At 66.7% G+C, this 16,659-nt stretch carries 18 protein-coding genes; 2 read left to right on the top strand and 16 right to left on the bottom strand.

Annotation, left to right across the window (positions count from 1 at the left end):
• Positions 1 to 27 precede the first annotated feature (27 nt).
• The 4 genes from AC4BCK_RS19335 to arsB all read right to left on the bottom strand — a co-directional run bounded on the left by AC4BCK_RS19335 (position 28) and on the right by arsB (position 4,105).
• Positions 28 to 1,404 (bottom strand): FAD-dependent oxidoreductase, encoded by a 1,377-nt coding sequence (locus AC4BCK_RS19335; RefSeq protein ID WP_366278907.1) that lies wholly within the window; start codon positions 1,402 to 1,404, stop codon positions 28 to 30.
• Positions 1,405 to 1,626: 222 nt separating this feature from the next.
• Positions 1,627 to 2,631 (bottom strand): thioredoxin-disulfide reductase, encoded by a 1,005-nt coding sequence (gene trxB / locus AC4BCK_RS19330; RefSeq protein WP_251423955.1) that lies wholly within the window; start codon positions 2,629 to 2,631, stop codon positions 1,627 to 1,629.
• Between the two features lie 32 nt (positions 2,632 to 2,663).
• Complete coding sequence (locus AC4BCK_RS19325; RefSeq protein WP_366278909.1) at positions 2,664 to 3,086, bottom strand: arsenate reductase ArsC; 423 nt, start codon at positions 3,084 to 3,086, stop codon at positions 2,664 to 2,666.
• A 26-nt stretch (positions 3,087 to 3,112) separates the two neighbouring features.
• Positions 3,113 to 4,105 (bottom strand): ACR3 family arsenite efflux transporter, encoded by a 993-nt coding sequence (gene arsB / locus AC4BCK_RS19320; RefSeq protein WP_400512003.1) that lies wholly within the window; start codon positions 4,103 to 4,105, stop codon positions 3,113 to 3,115.
• Between the two features lie 201 nt (positions 4,106 to 4,306).
• On the opposite strand from arsB, the gene AC4BCK_RS19315 reads away from it, so the two are divergent.
• Positions 4,307 to 4,657: an ArsR/SmtB family transcription factor gene (locus tag AC4BCK_RS19315; protein ID WP_363958982.1), complete on the top strand. Its 351-nt coding sequence runs from the start codon at positions 4,307 to 4,309 to the stop codon at positions 4,655 to 4,657.
• A gap of 28 nt (positions 4,658 to 4,685) precedes the next feature.
• Here AC4BCK_RS19315 and AC4BCK_RS19310 read toward each other — a convergent pair whose 3' ends face one another.
• From AC4BCK_RS19310 to AC4BCK_RS19280, 7 genes are all read right to left on the bottom strand, one after another.
• Positions 4,686 to 5,966, bottom strand: a complete 1,281-nt coding sequence (locus AC4BCK_RS19310; RefSeq protein WP_366278913.1) for an MFS transporter — start codon at positions 5,964 to 5,966, stop codon at positions 4,686 to 4,688.
• Positions 5,967 to 6,057: 91 nt separating this feature from the next.
• Positions 6,058 to 7,470, bottom strand: coding sequence for an MBL fold metallo-hydrolase (locus AC4BCK_RS19305; RefSeq protein ID WP_366278915.1), 1,413 nt, complete (start codon positions 7,468 to 7,470; stop codon positions 6,058 to 6,060).
• A 111-nt stretch (positions 7,471 to 7,581) separates the two neighbouring features.
• Positions 7,582 to 7,944 (bottom strand): thioredoxin, encoded by a 363-nt coding sequence (gene trxA / locus AC4BCK_RS19300; protein ID WP_251423943.1) that lies wholly within the window; start codon positions 7,942 to 7,944, stop codon positions 7,582 to 7,584.
• A 56-nt stretch (positions 7,945 to 8,000) separates the two neighbouring features.
• The gene (locus AC4BCK_RS19295) at positions 8,001 to 8,297 is read right to left on the bottom strand and encodes a rhodanese-like domain-containing protein (RefSeq protein WP_251423941.1); all 297 of its coding nucleotides are present in this window, start codon (positions 8,295 to 8,297) and stop codon (positions 8,001 to 8,003) included.
• 33 nt (positions 8,298 to 8,330) lie between these two features.
• Positions 8,331 to 8,687: a rhodanese-like domain-containing protein gene (locus AC4BCK_RS19290; protein WP_490566363.1), complete on the bottom strand. Its 357-nt coding sequence runs from the start codon at positions 8,685 to 8,687 to the stop codon at positions 8,331 to 8,333.
• 29 nt (positions 8,688 to 8,716) lie between these two features.
• Entirely contained in the window at positions 8,717 to 9,616 is a 900-nt protein-coding gene (locus AC4BCK_RS19285; protein WP_400511975.1) for a sulfite exporter TauE/SafE family protein, read from the bottom strand.
• The gene (locus AC4BCK_RS19280; RefSeq protein ID WP_490566362.1) at positions 9,613 to 10,248 is read right to left on the bottom strand and encodes a rhodanese-like domain-containing protein; all 636 of its coding nucleotides are present in this window, start codon (positions 10,246 to 10,248) and stop codon (positions 9,613 to 9,615) included. The genes AC4BCK_RS19285 and AC4BCK_RS19280 overlap by 4 nt, the downstream gene beginning before the upstream one ends.
• A 121-nt stretch (positions 10,249 to 10,369) precedes the next feature.
• On the opposite strand from AC4BCK_RS19280, the gene AC4BCK_RS19275 reads away from it, so the two are divergent.
• The gene (locus AC4BCK_RS19275; RefSeq protein WP_066279770.1) at positions 10,370 to 10,627 is read left to right on the top strand and encodes a metal-sensitive transcriptional regulator; all 258 of its coding nucleotides are present in this window, start codon (positions 10,370 to 10,372) and stop codon (positions 10,625 to 10,627) included.
• A 113-nt stretch (positions 10,628 to 10,740) separates the two neighbouring features.
• Here the strand turns inward: AC4BCK_RS19275 and AC4BCK_RS19270 are convergent, their stop codons facing one another.
• The 5 genes from AC4BCK_RS19270 to AC4BCK_RS19250 form a co-directional block, all read right to left on the bottom strand.
• Positions 10,741 to 12,150, bottom strand: a complete 1,410-nt coding sequence (locus tag AC4BCK_RS19270; RefSeq protein ID WP_490566361.1) for an aldehyde dehydrogenase family protein — start codon at positions 12,148 to 12,150, stop codon at positions 10,741 to 10,743.
• A gap of 156 nt (positions 12,151 to 12,306) precedes the next feature.
• Positions 12,307 to 13,419: an L-idonate 5-dehydrogenase gene (locus AC4BCK_RS19265; RefSeq protein ID WP_251423930.1), complete on the bottom strand. Its 1,113-nt coding sequence runs from the start codon at positions 13,417 to 13,419 to the stop codon at positions 12,307 to 12,309.
• On the bottom strand, positions 13,419 to 14,189 hold the full coding sequence (locus AC4BCK_RS19260; protein ID WP_490566360.1) for an SDR family oxidoreductase: 771 nt from the start codon (positions 14,187 to 14,189) through the stop codon (positions 13,419 to 13,421). The genes AC4BCK_RS19265 and AC4BCK_RS19260 overlap by 1 nt, the downstream gene beginning before the upstream one ends.
• Positions 14,186 to 15,169, bottom strand: coding sequence for an NAD(P)-dependent oxidoreductase (locus tag AC4BCK_RS19255; RefSeq protein WP_363940134.1), 984 nt, complete (start codon positions 15,167 to 15,169; stop codon positions 14,186 to 14,188). Before AC4BCK_RS19255 ends, AC4BCK_RS19260 begins: the two co-directional genes overlap by 4 nt.
• Positions 15,170 to 15,266: 97 nt before the next feature.
• Positions 15,267 to 16,616: an MFS transporter gene (locus tag AC4BCK_RS19250; protein ID WP_490566359.1), complete on the bottom strand. Its 1,350-nt coding sequence runs from the start codon at positions 16,614 to 16,616 to the stop codon at positions 15,267 to 15,269.
• Positions 16,617 to 16,659 lie beyond the last annotated feature (43 nt).

Genomic DNA, 16,659 nt, shown 5'->3' with positions numbered 1-16,659 from the left:
GTGCTCCGGAGGTCGATGTTCAGGGATCTAGTTGCCGCCGGAGCGGCCGTGGGAAAGTCCGGTGGGAAAGCCCACCAGGACGGGCTCGGGGGCTGCGCAGCAGCCGGAATCGGGCCCGGCTGCTGTTGCTGCGGCCGGGACGTCGCAGCTGGTGCCCGCGTCCGTGGAGCAGACGCCGGTTTCGGGAAGTTCCAACTGGACGGTGTCGGCGGCCTCGCGGTCCCCGGCCAGGGCGGCCACCACCGAGCGGACCTGCTCGTACCCGGTGGCGAGGAGGAAGGTGGGTGCCCGGCCGTAGGACTTCATGCCCACGATATAGAAGTCCTTGTCCGGGTGGGCGAGGAGCCTGGCACCGTGCGGAGGGACGGTGCCGCAGGAGTGGAATTCCGGGTCGATCAGGGGGCCGAGCTCACGGGGAGCCTCAACGGCGGGATCGAGTTCCAGCCGGATTTCGCGGAGGATGTCCAGGTCGGGCCGGAAACCGGTGCAGGGGACCACAATATCGGCATCAAGGGTCCGGCCATCTGCGGCTTCCACCGTCACATGGGAGTCGAGGGACTTCAGCGAGCTGATGCCGAATCCGGTGTGGAGCTCGATTTTTCCTGCCTCCACCAGGCGCCGCACGCGGCCGCCGAGCTGTCCACGGGCAGGAAGGCCGTCGGCGTCGCCGCCGCCGTAGACTTTCGCCGCCGACGCGCCGCGGACGGCCCAAAGGATCCGGGTCTCCGGCTCTTCCCTGGCGAGCTCGGCCAGGCTGGTCAGCGTGTTGGCGGCGGAGTGGCCGGCGCCCACCACCAGGACACGGCGTCCGGCAAACGCCGCCCGGTCCCGGCCTGTAACGTCCGGCAGCGGAGCGGAGATGCGGTCCGCTGCGGTGTCCTCGCCGATGGCGGGAAGGCCGGAGGTGCCCAACGGGTTGCGGCGGGACCAGGTTCCGGACGCGTCGATGACGGCGGCAACGGTGTGGTCACGTGTTTCGCCGTCCGCGTGCTCCACCCGGACGGTGAAGGGTGTGGTGTCCCGGTTGCGGGTGTGGGTCTTGTCCATCCCCGCCCGGGTCACGGCGACCACGCGGGCTCCGGTCTGCAGCCGGGATGCAATCTCCGGCAGCGCAGCCAGCGGTGCCAGGTAGTTGTCCACGAGTTCCCCGCCGTACGGCAGCGCGGTGGGGCGGGGGGCCTCCCATCCGGCGGATTCCAGCAGGCGCACCGCGGCGGCATCGAGGTTGAACCGCCAAGGCGAGAACAGGCGGATGTGCCGCCACTGGTCAATGGCCGCTCCCGCCGTCGTGCCTGCCTCGAGGATGAGCGGCTCAAGGCTGCGCTCCAGCAGGTGGGCCGCCGCGGCCAGGCCCACAGGGCCGGCGCCGATCACGGCAACGGGAAGGTTCTTCGCTGAATCCATGCTGTCCTCTGTTTCATCCGTAGGTTTGTGTGCGGTGGGCGTCCCAACTAGGTAGCAGTAAGTGTCGTTTTGAGGGCCCATAACGACACCTGCTGCTACCTAGTTGGGGGAGGGGCTGGGTTTAGCAGCAGTCCTGGTCAGTGCAGGAATCGTCGTCGCAGCAGCCGGAGTCGCCGCAGCATCCTGTACCCATTCAGCTCACCCCCTCCCTTGAGAGTGCTTCTAGGCGTGGGTTGGTTCTTCCACCAGGGCGGTAGCGATGCTGTCCGCGTCCTCGAGGGCTGCGAGGTAGCGTTCCGCGTCGAGGGCTGCGGCACAGCCGGTGCCGGCGGCGGTGATGGCCTGCCGGTAACGGTGATCCACGGCATCCCCGCAGGCAAAGACGCCTGAGAGGCTGGTGACGGTGGTGGGGGAGTCCACCTTGATGTAGCCCTCCTCGTCCAGGTCCACCTGCCCGGCCACCAGTTCGGTGCGGGGCACGTGGCCGATCGCGACGAAGATGCCGGTGGCGGCCTGTTCGCGGGTTTCCCCGGTGCGGGTGTCGGTGAGCGTGACGCCGGTGACTTTGCTGTCACCGTGGATGGCGGTGATGGCCGAGTTCCACGCGAAGCTGATCTTGGGGTTGTCCTTGGCCCGCTGCGCCATGATGCGGGAGGCGCGCAGTTCACCCTTGCGGACGACGACGGTGACGGACTTGCCGAACCGGGTCAGGAACATCGCCTCCTCCATGGCCGAATCCCCGCCGCCCACCACGATGATGTCCTGCTCGCGGAAGAAGAACCCGTCGCAGGTGGCGCACCAGGACACGCCGTGGCCGCTGAGCTTCTTCTCCTCCGGCAGTCCGAGCTCCTTGTAGGCGGACCCCGTGGCGAGGATGACGGCGGGGGCCTCGTGCACGTCGCCGCCGCCGGTGACCACACGCTTGAGGTGGCCCGACAGCGCAACCTCCGTGACGTCGTCGAACACTACCTTGGCGCCGAACTTTTCCGCCTGCTGCTGCAGCCCGTCCATCAGTTCGGGGCCCTGGATACCGCCCGGGAAGCCGGGGAAGTTCTCCACTTCCGTGGTGTTCATCAGCGCCCCGCCGGCGGTGACCGAGCCGGCCAGGACCAGGGGCTCCAGCCCGGCGCGGGCGGCGTAGATGGCGGCGGTGTAGCCGGCAGGGCCGGAACCGATGATGATCAGCTGTTCTGTCTTTACGCTCTCTGCGTTCGCGGTCTCGCTCACGGGAATCTCCTGGGGTCCGGAATCTTGGGGATCTACTTGGCGGCTGGGGTCAGGGACGCGATCAGGTCCTCGATCCGGCCCCTGATCTCGTCGCGGATGGGGCGGACGGACTCCACGCCCTTGCCGGCCGGGTCCTCCAGGACCCAGTCCTCGTAGCGTTTGCCCGGGAAGTACGGGCATTCGTCGCCGCAGCCCATGGTGATGACGACGTCGGATTCCTTCACGGCCTCGGTGGTCAGGACTTTGGGGACCTCCGCGGACATGTCGATGCCCACCTCCGCCATCGCCTCGACGGCGGAGGGGTTGATCCTGTCCGCAGGCTGGGAGCCTGCGGAGCGCACCTCGATGGCGCCCTTGGAGAGGCTGGTGAGGAAGGCGGCGGCCATCTGGGAGCGGCCGGCGTTGTGGACGCAGACGAACAGGACGGAGGGCTTCTTGGCGGTTTCGGTGGTCATGGTGTTCTCCCGGGGTGTGGCGGTGGTCAGAGGGAAGCGGTGTCGGGGGTGAAGAAACGCTTTCGCGCCCACAGTGCGGCGTATACAAGTGCAACAAGTGCCGGCACTTCAATCAAGGGGCCGACGACGCCGGCCAGGGCTTGCCCGGACGTCACGCCGAAGGTGCCAATCGCCACAGCGATGGCCAGCTCGAAGTTGTTGCCCGCGGCAGTGAAGGCGAGCGTGGTGGTTTTGGCGTAGCCGAGGTCCAGCCATTTGCCGATCACCATGCCGGCGCCGAACACCACCACGAAGTAGACCAGCAGCGGAAGTGCGATCCGGGCGACGTCCAGCGGGCGGGCCGCGATGGTTTCGCCCTGCAGGGCGAAGAGGAGGGTGATGGTGAACAGCAGTCCGTAGAGCGCCCACGGGCCGAGCCTGGGAAGGAAGGTGCCCTCGTACCAGTCGCGGCCCTTGGCTTTTTCGCCGAGGGTGCGGGTGAGGAACCCGGCGAGCAGCGGGATGCCCAGGAAGATCAGCACCGAGAGGGTGATGGCCCAGAAGGAGAAGTCCGCGCTGGTGGTGGGCAGGCCAAGCCAGGACGGCAGGAGCTGCAGGTAGAACCAGCCCAGTGCACTGAAGGCCACCACCTGGAAAACGGAGTTGATGGCCACCAGGACCGCTGCGGATTCCCTGTCCCCGCAGGCGAGGTCGTTCCAGATCATCACCATGGCGATGCAGCGGGCCAGGCCCACGATGATCAGGCCTGTCCGGTACTCGGGAAGGTCCGCGAGGAAGACCCAGGCCAGGACGAACATAAACGCCGGGGCCAGGAGCCAGTTGATCACCAGGGAGGAGATCATGAGCTTCCTGTCACCGATCACGCGGCGGGTCTGGTCGTAGCGGACCTTCGCCAGGACCGGGTACATCATGACCAGCAGGCCTGCGGCGATGGGCAGTGACACTTCGCCCACCTTGACTGCTTCCAGGGCTGTGTTGAGGCCGGGGACCAGGTTTCCGAGCAGGAGGCCCAAGGCCATGGCGGCAATGATCCATACAGGTAGGAAGCGGTCAAGGGTGGAGAGTTTGCCGACAACGGCCTCGTCCCCTCGGGTGGGCGGTGTCTCGGTCCGGGTGCTCACGGGTCTCCTGGGCTGCTCGGTAATAGATTGATGAAAGTCGATATAGGAAGTATTGCCACCTATATCGATGAATGTCAATCTATGTGCATAATGGGTGTCATGAACCTCCTCCACACTGCTGGTCCCGCCGTCGACGCTTCCTGCTGCGTTCCCTCGGACAAGCCGGTGCTGGGCATCGAAGAGGCCCAGCGGAAAGCCCTGGTCTTCAAAGCCCTGGCCGATCCCAACCGCCTGCGCCTGCTGTCCATCGTCAAGGCGGAGGACTCGGGGGAGTCCTGCGTCTGCGATCTGACGGAGCCGCTGGACCTTGGGCAGCCCACCGTTTCCCACCACCTGAAGATCCTGGTGGAGGCCGGCATTTTGCACCGGGAAAAGCGCGGCACCTGGGCTTACTACTCGCTGGTGCCCGGCGTGATGGACGACATCGCCGGAATCCTTGCCGCGCTGTGACGGCGCCTGCGGATGAACTGCACTGAACTCAGTGGCGCCGGTGGTGGTCGGTCCGGCGCATCCGAACGGCCACCAGCACGCCGGAGGCCGCGGTGATGACCGCAACCACAAGCACGGCCGCGGGGATGCCGTAAGCGTCAGCCAGTACCCCGGAAAGCAGGGCCCCCACAGCGAAGCCGCCGTCCCGCCATAGCCGGTAGATCCCCACGGAACGTGCCCGCCAGAGCGGATGGGCTACGTCGCCGATCGCCGCGAGGAGCGTGGGATAAACCATGGCCGTGCCGGCGCCGAGCAGGACCAGCGCGGCGAGCCAGGTTCCGAAATCCTGTCCGACGGCGACCATGGCCAGTGCCGCGGCCTGGACCAGCATGCCTCCGGCGATGAGCGGTTTGCGGCCGATGCGGTCCGAGAGGGGGCCCGTGACCATTTGCCCCGCACCCCACACGGCCGGGTAGGCCGCGGCAAGGATGCCGATGCGTTCAATGCCCAGCCCCGCCGCGGCGAAGAGGACAGGAAACAGTCCCCAGGCCAGGCCGTCGTTGAGGTTGTTCACCAGGCCGGCCTGGCTGATGGAGGACAAGGACCTGTCCCGGAAGCTGGTGAGTGTAAAGACCTCCCGGGTGCGCAGGCCGGCCCCTGCTCCCGCATGGACGGAGACATGGCCAGCGGCCTCGGCCTTGGCGTGGTGGTGTGTCTCGCGCACGGTCAGCACGGACAGCCCCAGGCCGATGGCGATGAAGGCTGCGCCGAGCAGGAACGGCCACGGGCGCAGGCCGAAGCTTGAGGCGATGTAGCCGGTGGCCAGTGCCGTGCCGGCAACGCCGAGGTAGCCGGCGGCTTCGTTCAGTCCCATGGCCAGTCCCCGGCGTTCGGGGCCCACGAGGTCCATCTTCATCATCACGGTGGTGGACCAGGTGAGGCCCTGGCTGATGCCCAGCACCACGTTGGCAGCGACGATCAGGCCCCAGGAATCACCGAAGATCAGCAGGAACGGGACCGGGAGGGCGACGAGCCAGCCCGCCACAAGCACCGGTTTCCGGCCGTAGCGGTCCGAGAGTGTTCCGGCGAAGTAGTTGGTGGCGGCTTTGGCCACACCGAACGCAACGATGTACGTCAGGGCGGCCGTGTACTGGCCCAGGCCAAAGACCTGGTCCGCAAGCAGCGGCAGCACGGTGCGCTCCTGGCCCAGCGTGCCGCCCACCAGGGCGTTGACTGCCACCAGGAGCATGAACTGGGCCAGGTTTTGCCGAAGCCCCAGCACGGTACCGGCTGGTCCCCGGCCACGGCGCGGGAGTGTGCTGCCCTGCATACGGAGTGCTCCGTTCGTCGTGGGGACAGAATTCGGGGGGATATAAGGTTGCCCGGGCCGGAGGGGGGACCAGCCCGGGCGGTCTGGGGGGTTACTTAGCTGAGACGGCGTTCTGTCGCGTCTGCTGCCAGGCGTTCCAGCCGGCGTAGCTGCCGTCCAGCTCGACGACGTCGTACCCGGCCCGGCGCAGGGCGCTGGCTGCTACGGAGTTCCGGACGCCGGACTGGCAGTAGGTGACGATGGTGCCGTTGGCGGGGAGTTCGTCCAGGTGCCACATAACGCGGCCGCCGCTGAGCTGGTGGGAGCCGGGGATGTGCCCGGCGGTGTGCTCGGTTTTGTTGCGGACGTCCAGGACCATGGCGGCGTCAAAGCCGTCGAGTTCCTCCGGCTGGATGAGCTTAGGGGTTGCCGTGGGGAGCCCGTCGATGCTGGTGAGGTAGCCGGCCACGTTGTCGATGCCGACGCGGACCAGGTGGTCCCACATGTCCATGGCGGCTTCCTGGTCCGGTGCCAGCAGTACCAGCGGGTTCTTGTCCGTCTCGGGGTTGACTACCCAGGCGCCGTAGCTGGCTACGGACTTGCCTGCCGGCACGTTCAGGGAGCGGGCTACCGTGCCTTCGTGGACCTCGCTGTTGGAGCGGGTGTCGATGAAGGTCAGGGTGTCCTCCGCCAGGCCGGCAGCGACGATGCCGGGTGCGAGCTCGGGCAGCGGGGTGCGTTCGCCCATGATGGCCGGGCCTTCACGGTTCTCGCGCTTCATCCGGCCGAAGTAGGCGTGGGCGTCGGGCTGGCCGTCGAGGAGTTCGTTGATGAAACCCTGCTCGTCGTTGGCGGCGAGGTAGGGGCCCCACCAGGCGTAGAGGCGCTCGTAGCCCACGGTTGAGGAGGGGATGGCGCCGAGGGCTTTGCCGCAGGCGCTGCCGGCGCCGTGGGCGGGGTGGACCTGGACGTAGTCGGGAAGGGTGAGGAACTTGTCCCGCAGGCTGGTGAAGAGCTGCTTGGCCCCTTCGAAGCGGGTGTCGATGCCGCCGGCTGCCTCGTCTAGCAGGTCCGGCCGGCCCAGGTCGCCGGAGAAGACGAAGTCGCCCGAGAGCAGGTAGCCGGGCTGGTCGCTGAACGCGCCGTCGGTCACCAGGAAGGACAGGTGCTCGGGGGTGTGGCCCGGGGTGTGGAGGGCTTTGATGGTGATGTTGCCCAGGGTGATGGCGTCGCCGTCGTAGAGGCGTTCGCCGTCGAATTCGTACTGCCAGTCCGGTCCGCCCTCGCCGGAGACGTAGATCTTCGCGCCGGTGGCAGCGGCCAGTTCGCGGGTGCCGGAAAGGTAGTCGGCGTGGATGTGGGTTTCGGTGACGGCCACGATCTTCATGCCGTTCTTCGCGGCAAGCTCCTGGTACACGGCGATGTCGCGGCGGCCGTCCACCACTATGGCTTCACCCTTGGCCTGGCAGCCAATCAGGTAGCTGGCCTGGGCGAGGTCTTCATCGTAAATACGCTCGATAAGCATCTGGTGCTCTCCTTCGTGGAGTAGGTGTTTCGGGGAGGTCTTTAATTTCAGTGTAATACCCAGGGGGGTATGCCGCAACGAGGGGTATGCGCCGGGCAATCCGTGCCTGGGTCAGGCGGGCTGCCGGGCTGCATCAGCCCGGAGCTTGTCCATGTCCAGCTTCTTTACGTCCTGGATGACTTCTTCCAGGCCTGTGGCGTTGAGGGCTCCGGGCTGGGAGAAGACCAGCGTTTTGTCCTTGAAGGCCATGAGGGTGGGGATGGCGGTGATGTTCGCGGCGGCGGCGAGGGCCTGTTCGGCTTCGGTGTCCACCTTGGCGAAGGTGATGTCCGGGTGCCGTTCGGCGGCCTTCCCATAGGTGGGGGCGAACATGCGGCACGGGCCGCACCAGGCTGCCCAGAAGTCAACGAAGACGATCTCGCTGTTCTCCAGGGTCTTGGCGAAGCTCTGTTCGGTGACGTCGATGGTTGCCATCGTCTTTCGTGTCCTTTCGGGCGTGGTTTGGGGTGAAGGGTGGAGGAACTGCGGGCTCAGGCGGTGGGGAGGCCGGCGCGGGTCCAGGCGATCATTCCGCCGGCCATGGTGTCCGCGGTGAAGCCGGCCCCGTTGAGGGCGTCGGCCACGCGGGCTGAACGGTTGCCGCTGCGGCAGACCGCAATGACGGGGACGGTGGGGTCCAGTTCGGACAGGCGTGCCTGCAGCTGGCCCATGGGGATGTGCAGGGCGCCCGGGATCATGCCTTCCTCGACCTCGAAGTCCTCGCGGACATCGAGGATGCGGGCGGTAGTGCGCCGCTGGTCGGCTTCGGTGATGGTGATTTCAGCCATGGTGTTTCTCCTTCGAAAGATGGTGGGCTGGTGTTAGCGGACGGGCTCGCCGGCGGCGCGCCAGGCGCCCATGCCGCCGCGCAGGGAGTACACCTGGTACCCCTGGGAGGCCAGGAGCCGTGCCGCTGAAGCGGAGCGGACCCCGGACGCGCAGACGGCGATCACGGGCTTGTTCTTATTGATTCCGGTTGTGTTGGTTCCGGCGAAGCCGGATTGCAGCCGGTCCAACGGAATGTGCCTCGCCTGGGGCGCCCGTCCGGAACGCCATTCCTCGGCGGAACGGACATCGATCAGCGCCGCACCTGAGGCCAGGAGGTCCTTCGCCTCCGCGACTGAAACCGTTTTATAGGGCTTGCTGAAGGCATTTTTCAGGGAGCTGATGAAACCCATGGTGTTCTCCTTGGCTGCTGGTGGCGGGGTCAGGCGGGTGAGGGGACGTTGCTGCGCCGGCCGGTGCGGTTGCGCAGGGGGCAGGAGCTGATGAAGAACCAGCAGATGCCGGCGGTGGCTGCGGTAAGGGCTGCGACTCCGGCGGCGATGAACCAGCGGAGGTCGGCGGGGGCCTGCTGGATGAGGACGAAGGACCCCATGGCCAGGACGAACCAGCCGAACGCCTTGCGCAAGGCGGCTTCCGGGATGCGGCCGGCCAGTTTGGACCCGGCAAGAGTGCCAACGATGGCAGCTGCGGTAACGCCGAGGGTGATGCCCCAGTCGAGCTGGACGGTGGTGAGGTATCCGGCGAGCCCGGCGAAGGACTTCATGGCGATGACCACCAGGGAGGTGCCCACGGCAACGGACATCGGCAGGCCGCCCAGGAGTGCAAGGGCCGGGACCACCAGGAATCCGCCACCCGCGCCCACCAGGCCGGTCACGAGCCCGACCACGGCGCCGTCAAGCAGCACCCTCCCAAGGGGAAGTTCGTGCTTGACCGGCGGTGCGCCGCCGTCGGACTTTTTCTTCCGGCCGCGAAGCATGGCCACCGAGGTGGCCACCATCATCACCGCGAAGGCGATGAGCAGGATCTGGCCGGGGATATGCCCGCCCAGGAGGCCGCCGACGAACGCGCCCGCCATGCCGGCCGCGCCGAAGATCAGGCCGGTCCGCCACATCACCCTGCCGCCGCGGGCGTGGCTGAACACGCTCACCGCGGAGGTGACGCCGACGACGAACAGGGAGGCTGCGATGGCTTCCTTGGCCTCGAATCCGGCCACGTAGACCAGGATCGGGACTGTCAGGATCGATCCGCCGCCGCCCAGGACACCGAGCGAGAGTCCGATGACTACCGACAGGACAAGGACCACGATGAGGGTGGCGGTCATGAGGCTTTGGCCTCCTCCAGGGTGTCAAGGGCCGGGGCGTCAGCGATGGGAAGGGTCAGGATGGCGCTTTCGCGGGTGGGCTCCTTGGCAGCCTTGTTCCACGGCATGGCCGAGATGGCCTGGCCCATGGCGCAGGTGTTGGTGGCTGCGGAGAAGGTCAGTCCGGTGCCGATCACCCCGGCAAGCGTCCGGATCTTCGGGGAGACGAACTTGCCGCCGGCCAGGCCCAGGACCACCAGGGATCCGGCCACGAGGCGGACCTGGCGCTCCAGGTCCCAGCGGTTCTTGCCCTTGACGACGTCCCCGCCGGCGGCGGCGAAGCCCGGTGCCCCGCCGGTCAGGACGTAGGCGCCGTCGATCCCGGACTTGCCCAGCCGCTGGCGTGCCTGCTCGGCGCGGGCTCCGGACTGGCAGACCAGGACCACGCGGGAGCCCAGGCGGGCGGCGAGCTCGTCAGTGTGCTCGGACAGCAGCGGCAGGGGCACGTTGTAGGAGCCGCGGATGTGCATGGACTCGAATTCTGCGGCGGAGCGCACGTCGATGACGACGAGGTCCTGGTGCTGTTCGATCCAGCTGCGCAGGGTCTCGGGAGCAAGGGCGGTAACGGCCGGTGTGGTGGAAGGGGAAGTCATTGCTGGCCTTTCGATGGGGGAAGGTGAATACCCCACCGAGTATTACAGATACCCCCGGGGGTAGTCAAAACACCCCGAGGGGTATATAGTTGGACTCAAGAACCCCACTTACGGAGACCTCATGGAACTCGACTCGACTGAACTGGCCCCAGTGGTCAACCGCCTCAAGCGCGCCCAGGGCCAGCTCGCCGCTGTGACGCGGATGCTGGAGGAGGGCAGGGACTGCAAAGACATCGTCACGCAGCTCGCCGCCGTATCCAAGGCCCTGGACCGGGCAGGCTTCGCGATCATCGCCAGCGGCCTCGAGCAGTGCATTGTCCGCGAGGACAGCACCATGGACCGGAAAGAGCTGGAGAAGCTCTTCCTTTCCCTCGCGTAACCAAACTGGACCCGGAACGGGCCTTTAGGCTGGCTGATCCCCGCCACCCGCGGGCAAACGCAAGAGGGGCACTGCGCGCGTCGGCGTGCAGTGCCCCTCTTGCGTTTTCAGGTTCAGCCGTTGATGACCTGCGGTACACCGAGGGCTTTGAGGCCCTCGACGCCGAATTCCAGTCCGTAGCCGGATTGTTTGGCGCCGCCGAAGGGGATGCGCGGGTCTACGGCGCCGTGCCTGTTGATCCAGACGGTGCCGGCCTGGATCCGGCTTGCGACCCCGCGGGCTGCTGAAACATCCGAAGACCAGACGGAGGCGCCGAGTCCGACGTCGAGTCCGTTGGCCTTTTCCACGGCTTCATCGATGGTGCTGTAGCGGATGATGGGCAGGGCGGGGCCGAACTGTTCCTCGGCCACGAGAGGGTTGTCGTTGTCGATGTCCGCGACCAGGGTGGTGGGGTAGAAGTAGCCGGGCTGGTCCGGCTCCGGGTTTCCACCCAGCAGGACGCGTGCGCCGGAAGCCTTCGCTGCCTCCACGAGGCCTGCAAAGACGTCATACTGTGCCTTGTTCTGCAGGGGCCCCAGGACGTTGTCCTCGTCGAGGCCGTTGCCCATGGGCATCGTGGCGGCGACGGCGGTGAGTTCTTCGCAGACGGCGTCGTAGATGTCATCGTGGACGTAGAGGCGCTTGAGGGCCGCGCAGGTCTGGCCTGTGTTCAGGAAGGCGCCCCAGAAAATATCTTCGGCGATGGCCTTGGGGTCGGCGTCGGGCAGGACGATCCCGGCGTCGTTCCCGCCAAGTTCCAGGGTGAGCCGCTTGATGGTGTCCGCGGAGGATTTGATGATGGCGCGGCCGGCCGCGGTGGAGCCGGTGAACATGATCTTTCCGATGGCGGGGTGGTCCGTGAGCCGGGCACCTACTTCCCGGCCGCAGGAGACCACGGAGAGGATGCCTTCGGGGAGTTCCTCATTCAGTACAGTGGCCAGCGCCAGGACGGAAAGCGGGGTGTTGCCGGAGGGCTTGACCACCACGGCGTTGCCCATGCGCAGGGCGGGGGCAATCTGCCAGATGGCGATCATCATGGGCCAGTTCCACGGGCCGATCGCGGCCACGACCCCGATGGGCTTGTAGTGCAGCTCGGCGCGGGTCTGGCCGTCGTCCACGATCGTTTCAGGCTCAAGCGGGAGGTTGGCTGTGGCGCGCAGCCAGGCCACGCACGCGCCCACTTCGAACCGGGCATTGGGGCCGTTCAGGGGCTTGCCCTGCTCGCGGGAGAGCAGCTGGGCCAGTTCCTCGGCGGAACGTTCGACGGCGTCGGCTGCTTTCAGGAGCGCGGCCGACCTCTCGCTGTGGCCCAGCGCAGCCCACGCCGGCTGCGCTTCCTGTGCGGCGGAGACTGCCGCCTCGAGGTACTCGAGGCTGTGGACGGGGGCTTCGCCTACGGGCTCTCCCGTGGCGGGGTCCAGGATGGTCCGGCCGGTACCGGGTGCGGCTGAGACGGACGCCAGAAGCGCATCGTAGGTTTCCATGGTGTACTCCACTTCGAGTAGGCAAGGACGCCGGCCGGTTGGCCTGGCGGGTTGCTTCCCAGTGTGCTGTACGCCCGGTCCGGGCCTCTTGTGTTTGGGCGCAGGGCCCTTGACGTGGAGGGAACAGCCTGGAACCGGCGTCAGCTCCTCGCCCCGTCAGGAGTGGCGGACCGGAGCGAAGTCCAGCAGGACCTTGCCGGACTCTGCCGAGTTCCTGGCGGTCTCAAAGGCCTCGAGCCCGCGTTCCAGCGGGAACACGTGCGTGATGACCGGGTCCACGAAAAGTGACCCGTCGTCCAGTGCGGAAATGACGTCATCGATCTCGTCGTTGAACCTGAATGATCCCAGAAGTTCGAGTTCCCGCGTGATGGCCAGCGAAATAAGTACAGGCTGGGGTCCGGACGGCAGCAAACCCACCATCACCACTTTGCCCCCACGAACCGTTCCCTTGATGGCCGTAGCCAGCCCATGGTGGGAGCCGGAGGACTCGATCACCACATCGGCGTGGACTTCTGCCAGTGCTTGGCTGTCTGTTGCTTCCAGCACGTCGTCAGCGCCGAGTGCCTGGGCTGTCTCAAGGGGTTTGCGGTGCAGATCGGTGGCAACAAGGCGGGCTGCGCCAGCGCGCTTAAGCACGGCGACGGCCAGCGCCCCGATGGGACCGCACCCCACCACCAAGGCGGTCTTGCCCCTGATATCACCGGCGCGGGCCACGGCGTGCCAGGCAACGCTGGCCGGTTCAATCAGCGCCGCTGTCCTCAGATCCAGGCCAGGCGGCAGGACCCGCAGCATCCGCGACGGCAGGTTGACGTACCTGCTGAAGGCGCCGTCCGTATGCGGGAACCGTGCGGCACTCCCAAGATAGGTGCAGCCTGGGGACAGGTTGGGCCGGTCTTCGGGATACCTGGCATAGTCCGGACCCTCTCCCGGCCCGGGCGTGGCCGGATGCACGGCGACCTGTGCGCCCTCAGCCGGTCCCGACCCGTCCGCTGCCGCGCGGATGACAGTCCCCACGATCTCGTGGCCAAGCACCATGGGGGCCTTCAGGACCGATTCCCCGGCGGCACCGTGCAGCCAGTAGTGCAGGTCGGAGCCGCAGATTCCGCCGTAGGCAATCTCCACCACGGCCTGGTGGGGCAGGGGTGCCGGGAGCGGAATGCTTTCAATGCGCAGGTCGCCTGCAGCATGGGCGACGACGGCGGGACTGGCCGCGGGAAGTCCGGACGGGTAGCGCCGGCCGGCTCCAGGAGCATCAGGAGCGCCATGCATCAGACCACCACCGTCATTCCGCCATCGATGAAGATGGTCTGTCCGTTGACAAAATCCGAACCGCTGGAGGCCAACCAGACTGCCGGTCCGGCGAGGTCCTGGACGGTGCCCCAGCGGTGCGCGGGGGTTCTCCCCAGGATCCAGGAGTTGAACTGCTCATCGTCCACCAGGTTCTGCGTCATTTCGGTGTGGATGTAACCAGGGGCGATGGCATTGATCTGCAGGCCCGAAGCCGCCCATTCCGCCGTCATGGCGCGGGTGAGGTTTCGCAGGCCGCCCTTGGCAGCGATGTAGGGGGCGATGGTGGGCCGCGCAAGGTCGGCCTGGACGGAGCAGATGTTGATGATCTTGCCGCGGCCGCGGGGGAGCATAAAGCGCGCGGCTGCCCGGCCCACGAGGAAAGCACTGGTGAGGTCGGTGGTGATGACGCTTTCCCAGTCCTCGACGTCCAGGTCAAGCATCGCCACGCGGTGCTGGATTCCGGCATTGTTGACCAGGATCTCCAGCGGGCCGACGTTCTCCTCAATCCACGCCACCGCACGGCCCACTTCTGCGTCCTTGGTCACGTCGAAGGCGCAGCTGTGGATGCGGCCGGGTGGGAAATCGGCGGACATGGAGGTTTCTGCAGCCTTGAGGCGGTCCGCATCCATCCCGTTCAACACCACCGTTGCGCCGGCGTCCGCCAAGGCCCGGGCAAGAGCGTTGCCGATTCCCCGGCTGGAACCGGTAATAAGGGCCGTACGCCCGGTCAGGTCGAAAAGTGAAGTCATTGTGCAGCCTCCTTGGCCGTTTCGGTTTCCCTGTGGGAAGCGTCTGTGGTGCTGAGGTTCGCAATGGTCTGACGCACCACAGCCAGGTCGAGGTCCCCCAGGCCTTGGGCGAGCAACTGCGCATAGAGTTCAGTCCCGGCGGACGCCATCGGCGCAGCGGCACCGACGCTTCGTGCGCTCTCCACAACAAAGGACAGGTCCTTGTGCATGAACTTGGCCGGTCCTGTGGGAGTGTAGTCCTTTGTTGCCAGGCGGGGGCCCACGATTTCGAGTACGCGGCTTGCAGCGAGCCCCCCGGAGAGCACGTCGAAGAGGGCTGTGACGTCCAGGCCGGAGCGTTCCGCAAGTTCGGCTGCTTCGGCGAGGGCCGCCGTCGTGGTGCCAACAACCAACTGGTTGCATGCTTTGGCCAGGGAGCCCGCCCCGAGGCCGCCGAGCCGCCGGACTGTTGCCCCCATGGCCTGCAGTACCGGCAGGATCCGCGCGAAGTCCTCTTCCGGGCCGCCTGCCATGATGGCCAGCGTTCCTTGCCGTGCGCCGTGCGTTCCGCCGCTGACGGGCGCGTCCAGCACCGTGGCGTTCCCGCCGCTTGCCTCGATAACCGCGCGGCCGAAGTCTTGGACGCCCACGGGTGAAACGCTGCTCATGACCACAACGAGCGTTCCAGGTCCAGGCGGCGAGGACCGCCATGCGTCGAGGAGCCCTGCCGCGGCATCTTCAATGAAGGAAAGATCGGGGAGCATAAAAATGATGACCGGCTCGTCCCTCAGGTCTGCCACCGTGGCTGCGCCGCTCCCGCCCAGCCGCAGCAGGTCTTCAACAGCGGCGGGGGAGCGGTTCCATCCCGTGACGGACCATCCCGCCCGCAGCAGGTTGGCGGCCATGGGTGCGCCCATCAGCCCCAGCCCGACAAACCCGGCCCGCGGACGGGCATGTTCGGCGCCGGAGGGTGGAACGGCGGAGGTGGTGGCGTTGTTCATGTTCAACCTTTGGGGGACAGGCGGGGCTTGGGGTGCTGGGCTGCGAACGAACCCGGGGGCGGCCCCGCAAGGGGCCGCCCCCAAGGTTCAGGGACTTCTATTTGGCGTCCTCCACGAGCACCAGGTCGCGGCCGTTGGTTTCGGGAGTGAAGAACGTGGTGACAAAGGAGATTGCGGCCAGGACCAGTGAGTACAGCGCGGGAACCAGCCAGGAGTGGTTGGTTGCTGCGAGCAGGGCAACGCCGATCATGGGTGCGAAACCGCCGGCGAGGACTGCCGAGAGTTCACGGCTGAGGGCCACACCGGTGAACCGGTGCTGCGAGCCGAAGAGTTCGGGCAGCAGGGCGCACTGCGGACCCAGCATGGACTGCACGCCCAGGGCGATGCCCACCGCCATCACTGCCCAGACCAGCGTGACGTTGCCCAGCGTAACCAGGTAGAACGCGGGCAGCGCGATGAGGGCCTGGAAAAGTGCCCCGTAGCGGTACACGGGAACCCGGCCGAACCGGTCGGAGAGGGCGCCGAAGACGACCACCATGACTGCTGCGCAGCCTGCGGCGATCAGCAGGCCTGTTGGGCCAATGAACTTGTCGCCCGGAAAGACGCCGGCCGGAAGGCTGATAAATGAGACCAGAAGCGCGGAGTAAACCGACGAGTTGCCGTTCTCGCCCATGCGCAGGCCGATCCCGACGAGCACGTTCTTCTTGGAGTGCTTCCAAATTTGGCCAACCGGGTTCTTGACCACGGCTTTGTGCTTCTCAAGCTCCTGGAAGACCGGAGTTTCCTTCAGCCGGAGCCGGATAAAGACGGCAATGACAATGAGGATGACGCTGGCCAGGAAGGGTACCCGCCACAGCCAGCCCAGCAGGACATCCCTGTCCGCGAGGGCCATCAGGGCGAACGTGCCCGCTCCGAGCAGGGTGCCCAGCTGGATGCCCACGAAGGGCAGGGAGGCGAAGAATCCGCGGCGGCTTCGCGGGGCCACCTCCGAAATCAGAGTGGTTGCCCCGGCCTGTTCGGCGCCGGCGCCGAGGCCCTGGAGGATGCGGAGTGCCACCAGCAGAACGGCGCCGAGCATTCCGGCCTGTTCAAAGGTGGGCAGGAGGCCGATGGCGAAGCTCGCCATTCCCATCAGGCCGATGGTGAGGATCAGCACCATCTTCCGGCCTAAGCGGTCTCCGATGTAGCCAAAGACCACTCCACCGAAGGGCCTTGCGGCAAAGCCGACGCCGTACGTGGCAAACGAGGCGATGACTGCACCGCTTTCACCCAGGGGGGAAAAGAACAGTGGACCAAAGATCAGTGCTGACGCGAGGCCATAAATGTAAAAGTCGTAGTACTCGAGGGCCGATCCCACAGAGCTGGCAAGCGTTGCCCTTCGCAGCTGCTCCGGTTCGACGACATCGCCGTTCCTGTCAGTCTGCGGTGATTTAGTACGAGTTGTCACAGTAACTCCCTTAAACGCACTCCAGACCCTCGTTGGCCTGGTG

The sequence above is a fragment of the Pseudarthrobacter sp. As-47 genome (assembly GCF_058215595.1).
This window is presented reverse-complemented; position numbering and strand designations above follow the sequence as displayed.

What these genes read in the sequence shown, in the direction of transcription:
- AC4BCK_RS19265 (WP_251423930.1), bottom strand. Translation starts at nt 13,419, where the DNA reads ATGCATGGCGCTCCTGATGCTCCTGGAGCCGGCCGGCGCTACCCGTCC.
- AC4BCK_RS19275 (WP_066279770.1), top strand. Translation starts at nt 10,370, where the DNA reads ATGGAACTCGACTCGACTGAACTGGCCCCAGTGGTCAACCGCCTCAAG.
- AC4BCK_RS19295 (WP_251423941.1), bottom strand. Translation starts at nt 8,297, where the DNA reads ATGGCTGAAATCACCATCACCGAAGCCGACCAGCGGCGCACTACCGCC.
- AC4BCK_RS19335 (WP_366278907.1), bottom strand. Translation starts at nt 1,404, where the DNA reads ATGGATTCAGCGAAGAACCTTCCCGTTGCCGTGATCGGCGCCGGCCCT.
- AC4BCK_RS19285 (WP_400511975.1), bottom strand. Translation starts at nt 9,616, where the DNA reads ATGACCGCCACCCTCATCGTGGTCCTTGTCCTGTCGGTAGTCATCGGA.
- AC4BCK_RS19325 (WP_366278909.1), bottom strand. Translation starts at nt 3,086, where the DNA reads ATGACCACCGAAACCGCCAAGAAGCCCTCCGTCCTGTTCGTCTGCGTC.
- AC4BCK_RS19315 (WP_363958982.1), top strand. Translation starts at nt 4,307, where the DNA reads ATGAACCTCCTCCACACTGCTGGTCCCGCCGTCGACGCTTCCTGCTGC.
- trxA (WP_251423943.1), bottom strand. Translation starts at nt 7,944, where the DNA reads ATGGCAACCATCGACGTCACCGAACAGAGCTTCGCCAAGACCCTGGAG.
- AC4BCK_RS19310 (WP_366278913.1), bottom strand. Translation starts at nt 5,966, where the DNA reads ATGCAGGGCAGCACACTCCCGCGCCGTGGCCGGGGACCAGCCGGTACC.
- arsB (WP_400512003.1), bottom strand. Translation starts at nt 4,105, where the DNA reads ATGGCCTTGGGCCTCCTGCTCGGAAACCTGGTCCCCGGCCTCAACACA.
- AC4BCK_RS19305 (WP_366278915.1), bottom strand. Translation starts at nt 7,470, where the DNA reads ATGCTTATCGAGCGTATTTACGATGAAGACCTCGCCCAGGCCAGCTAC.
- AC4BCK_RS19255 (WP_363940134.1), bottom strand. Translation starts at nt 15,169, where the DNA reads ATGAACAACGCCACCACCTCCGCCGTTCCACCCTCCGGCGCCGAACAT.
- AC4BCK_RS19270 (WP_490566361.1), bottom strand. Translation starts at nt 12,150, where the DNA reads ATGGAAACCTACGATGCGCTTCTGGCGTCCGTCTCAGCCGCACCCGGT.
- AC4BCK_RS19260 (WP_490566360.1), bottom strand. Translation starts at nt 14,189, where the DNA reads ATGACTTCACTTTTCGACCTGACCGGGCGTACGGCCCTTATTACCGGT.
- AC4BCK_RS19290 (WP_490566363.1), bottom strand. Translation starts at nt 8,687, where the DNA reads ATGGGTTTCATCAGCTCCCTGAAAAATGCCTTCAGCAAGCCCTATAAA.
- AC4BCK_RS19280 (WP_490566362.1), bottom strand. Translation starts at nt 10,248, where the DNA reads ATGACTTCCCCTTCCACCACACCGGCCGTTACCGCCCTTGCTCCCGAG.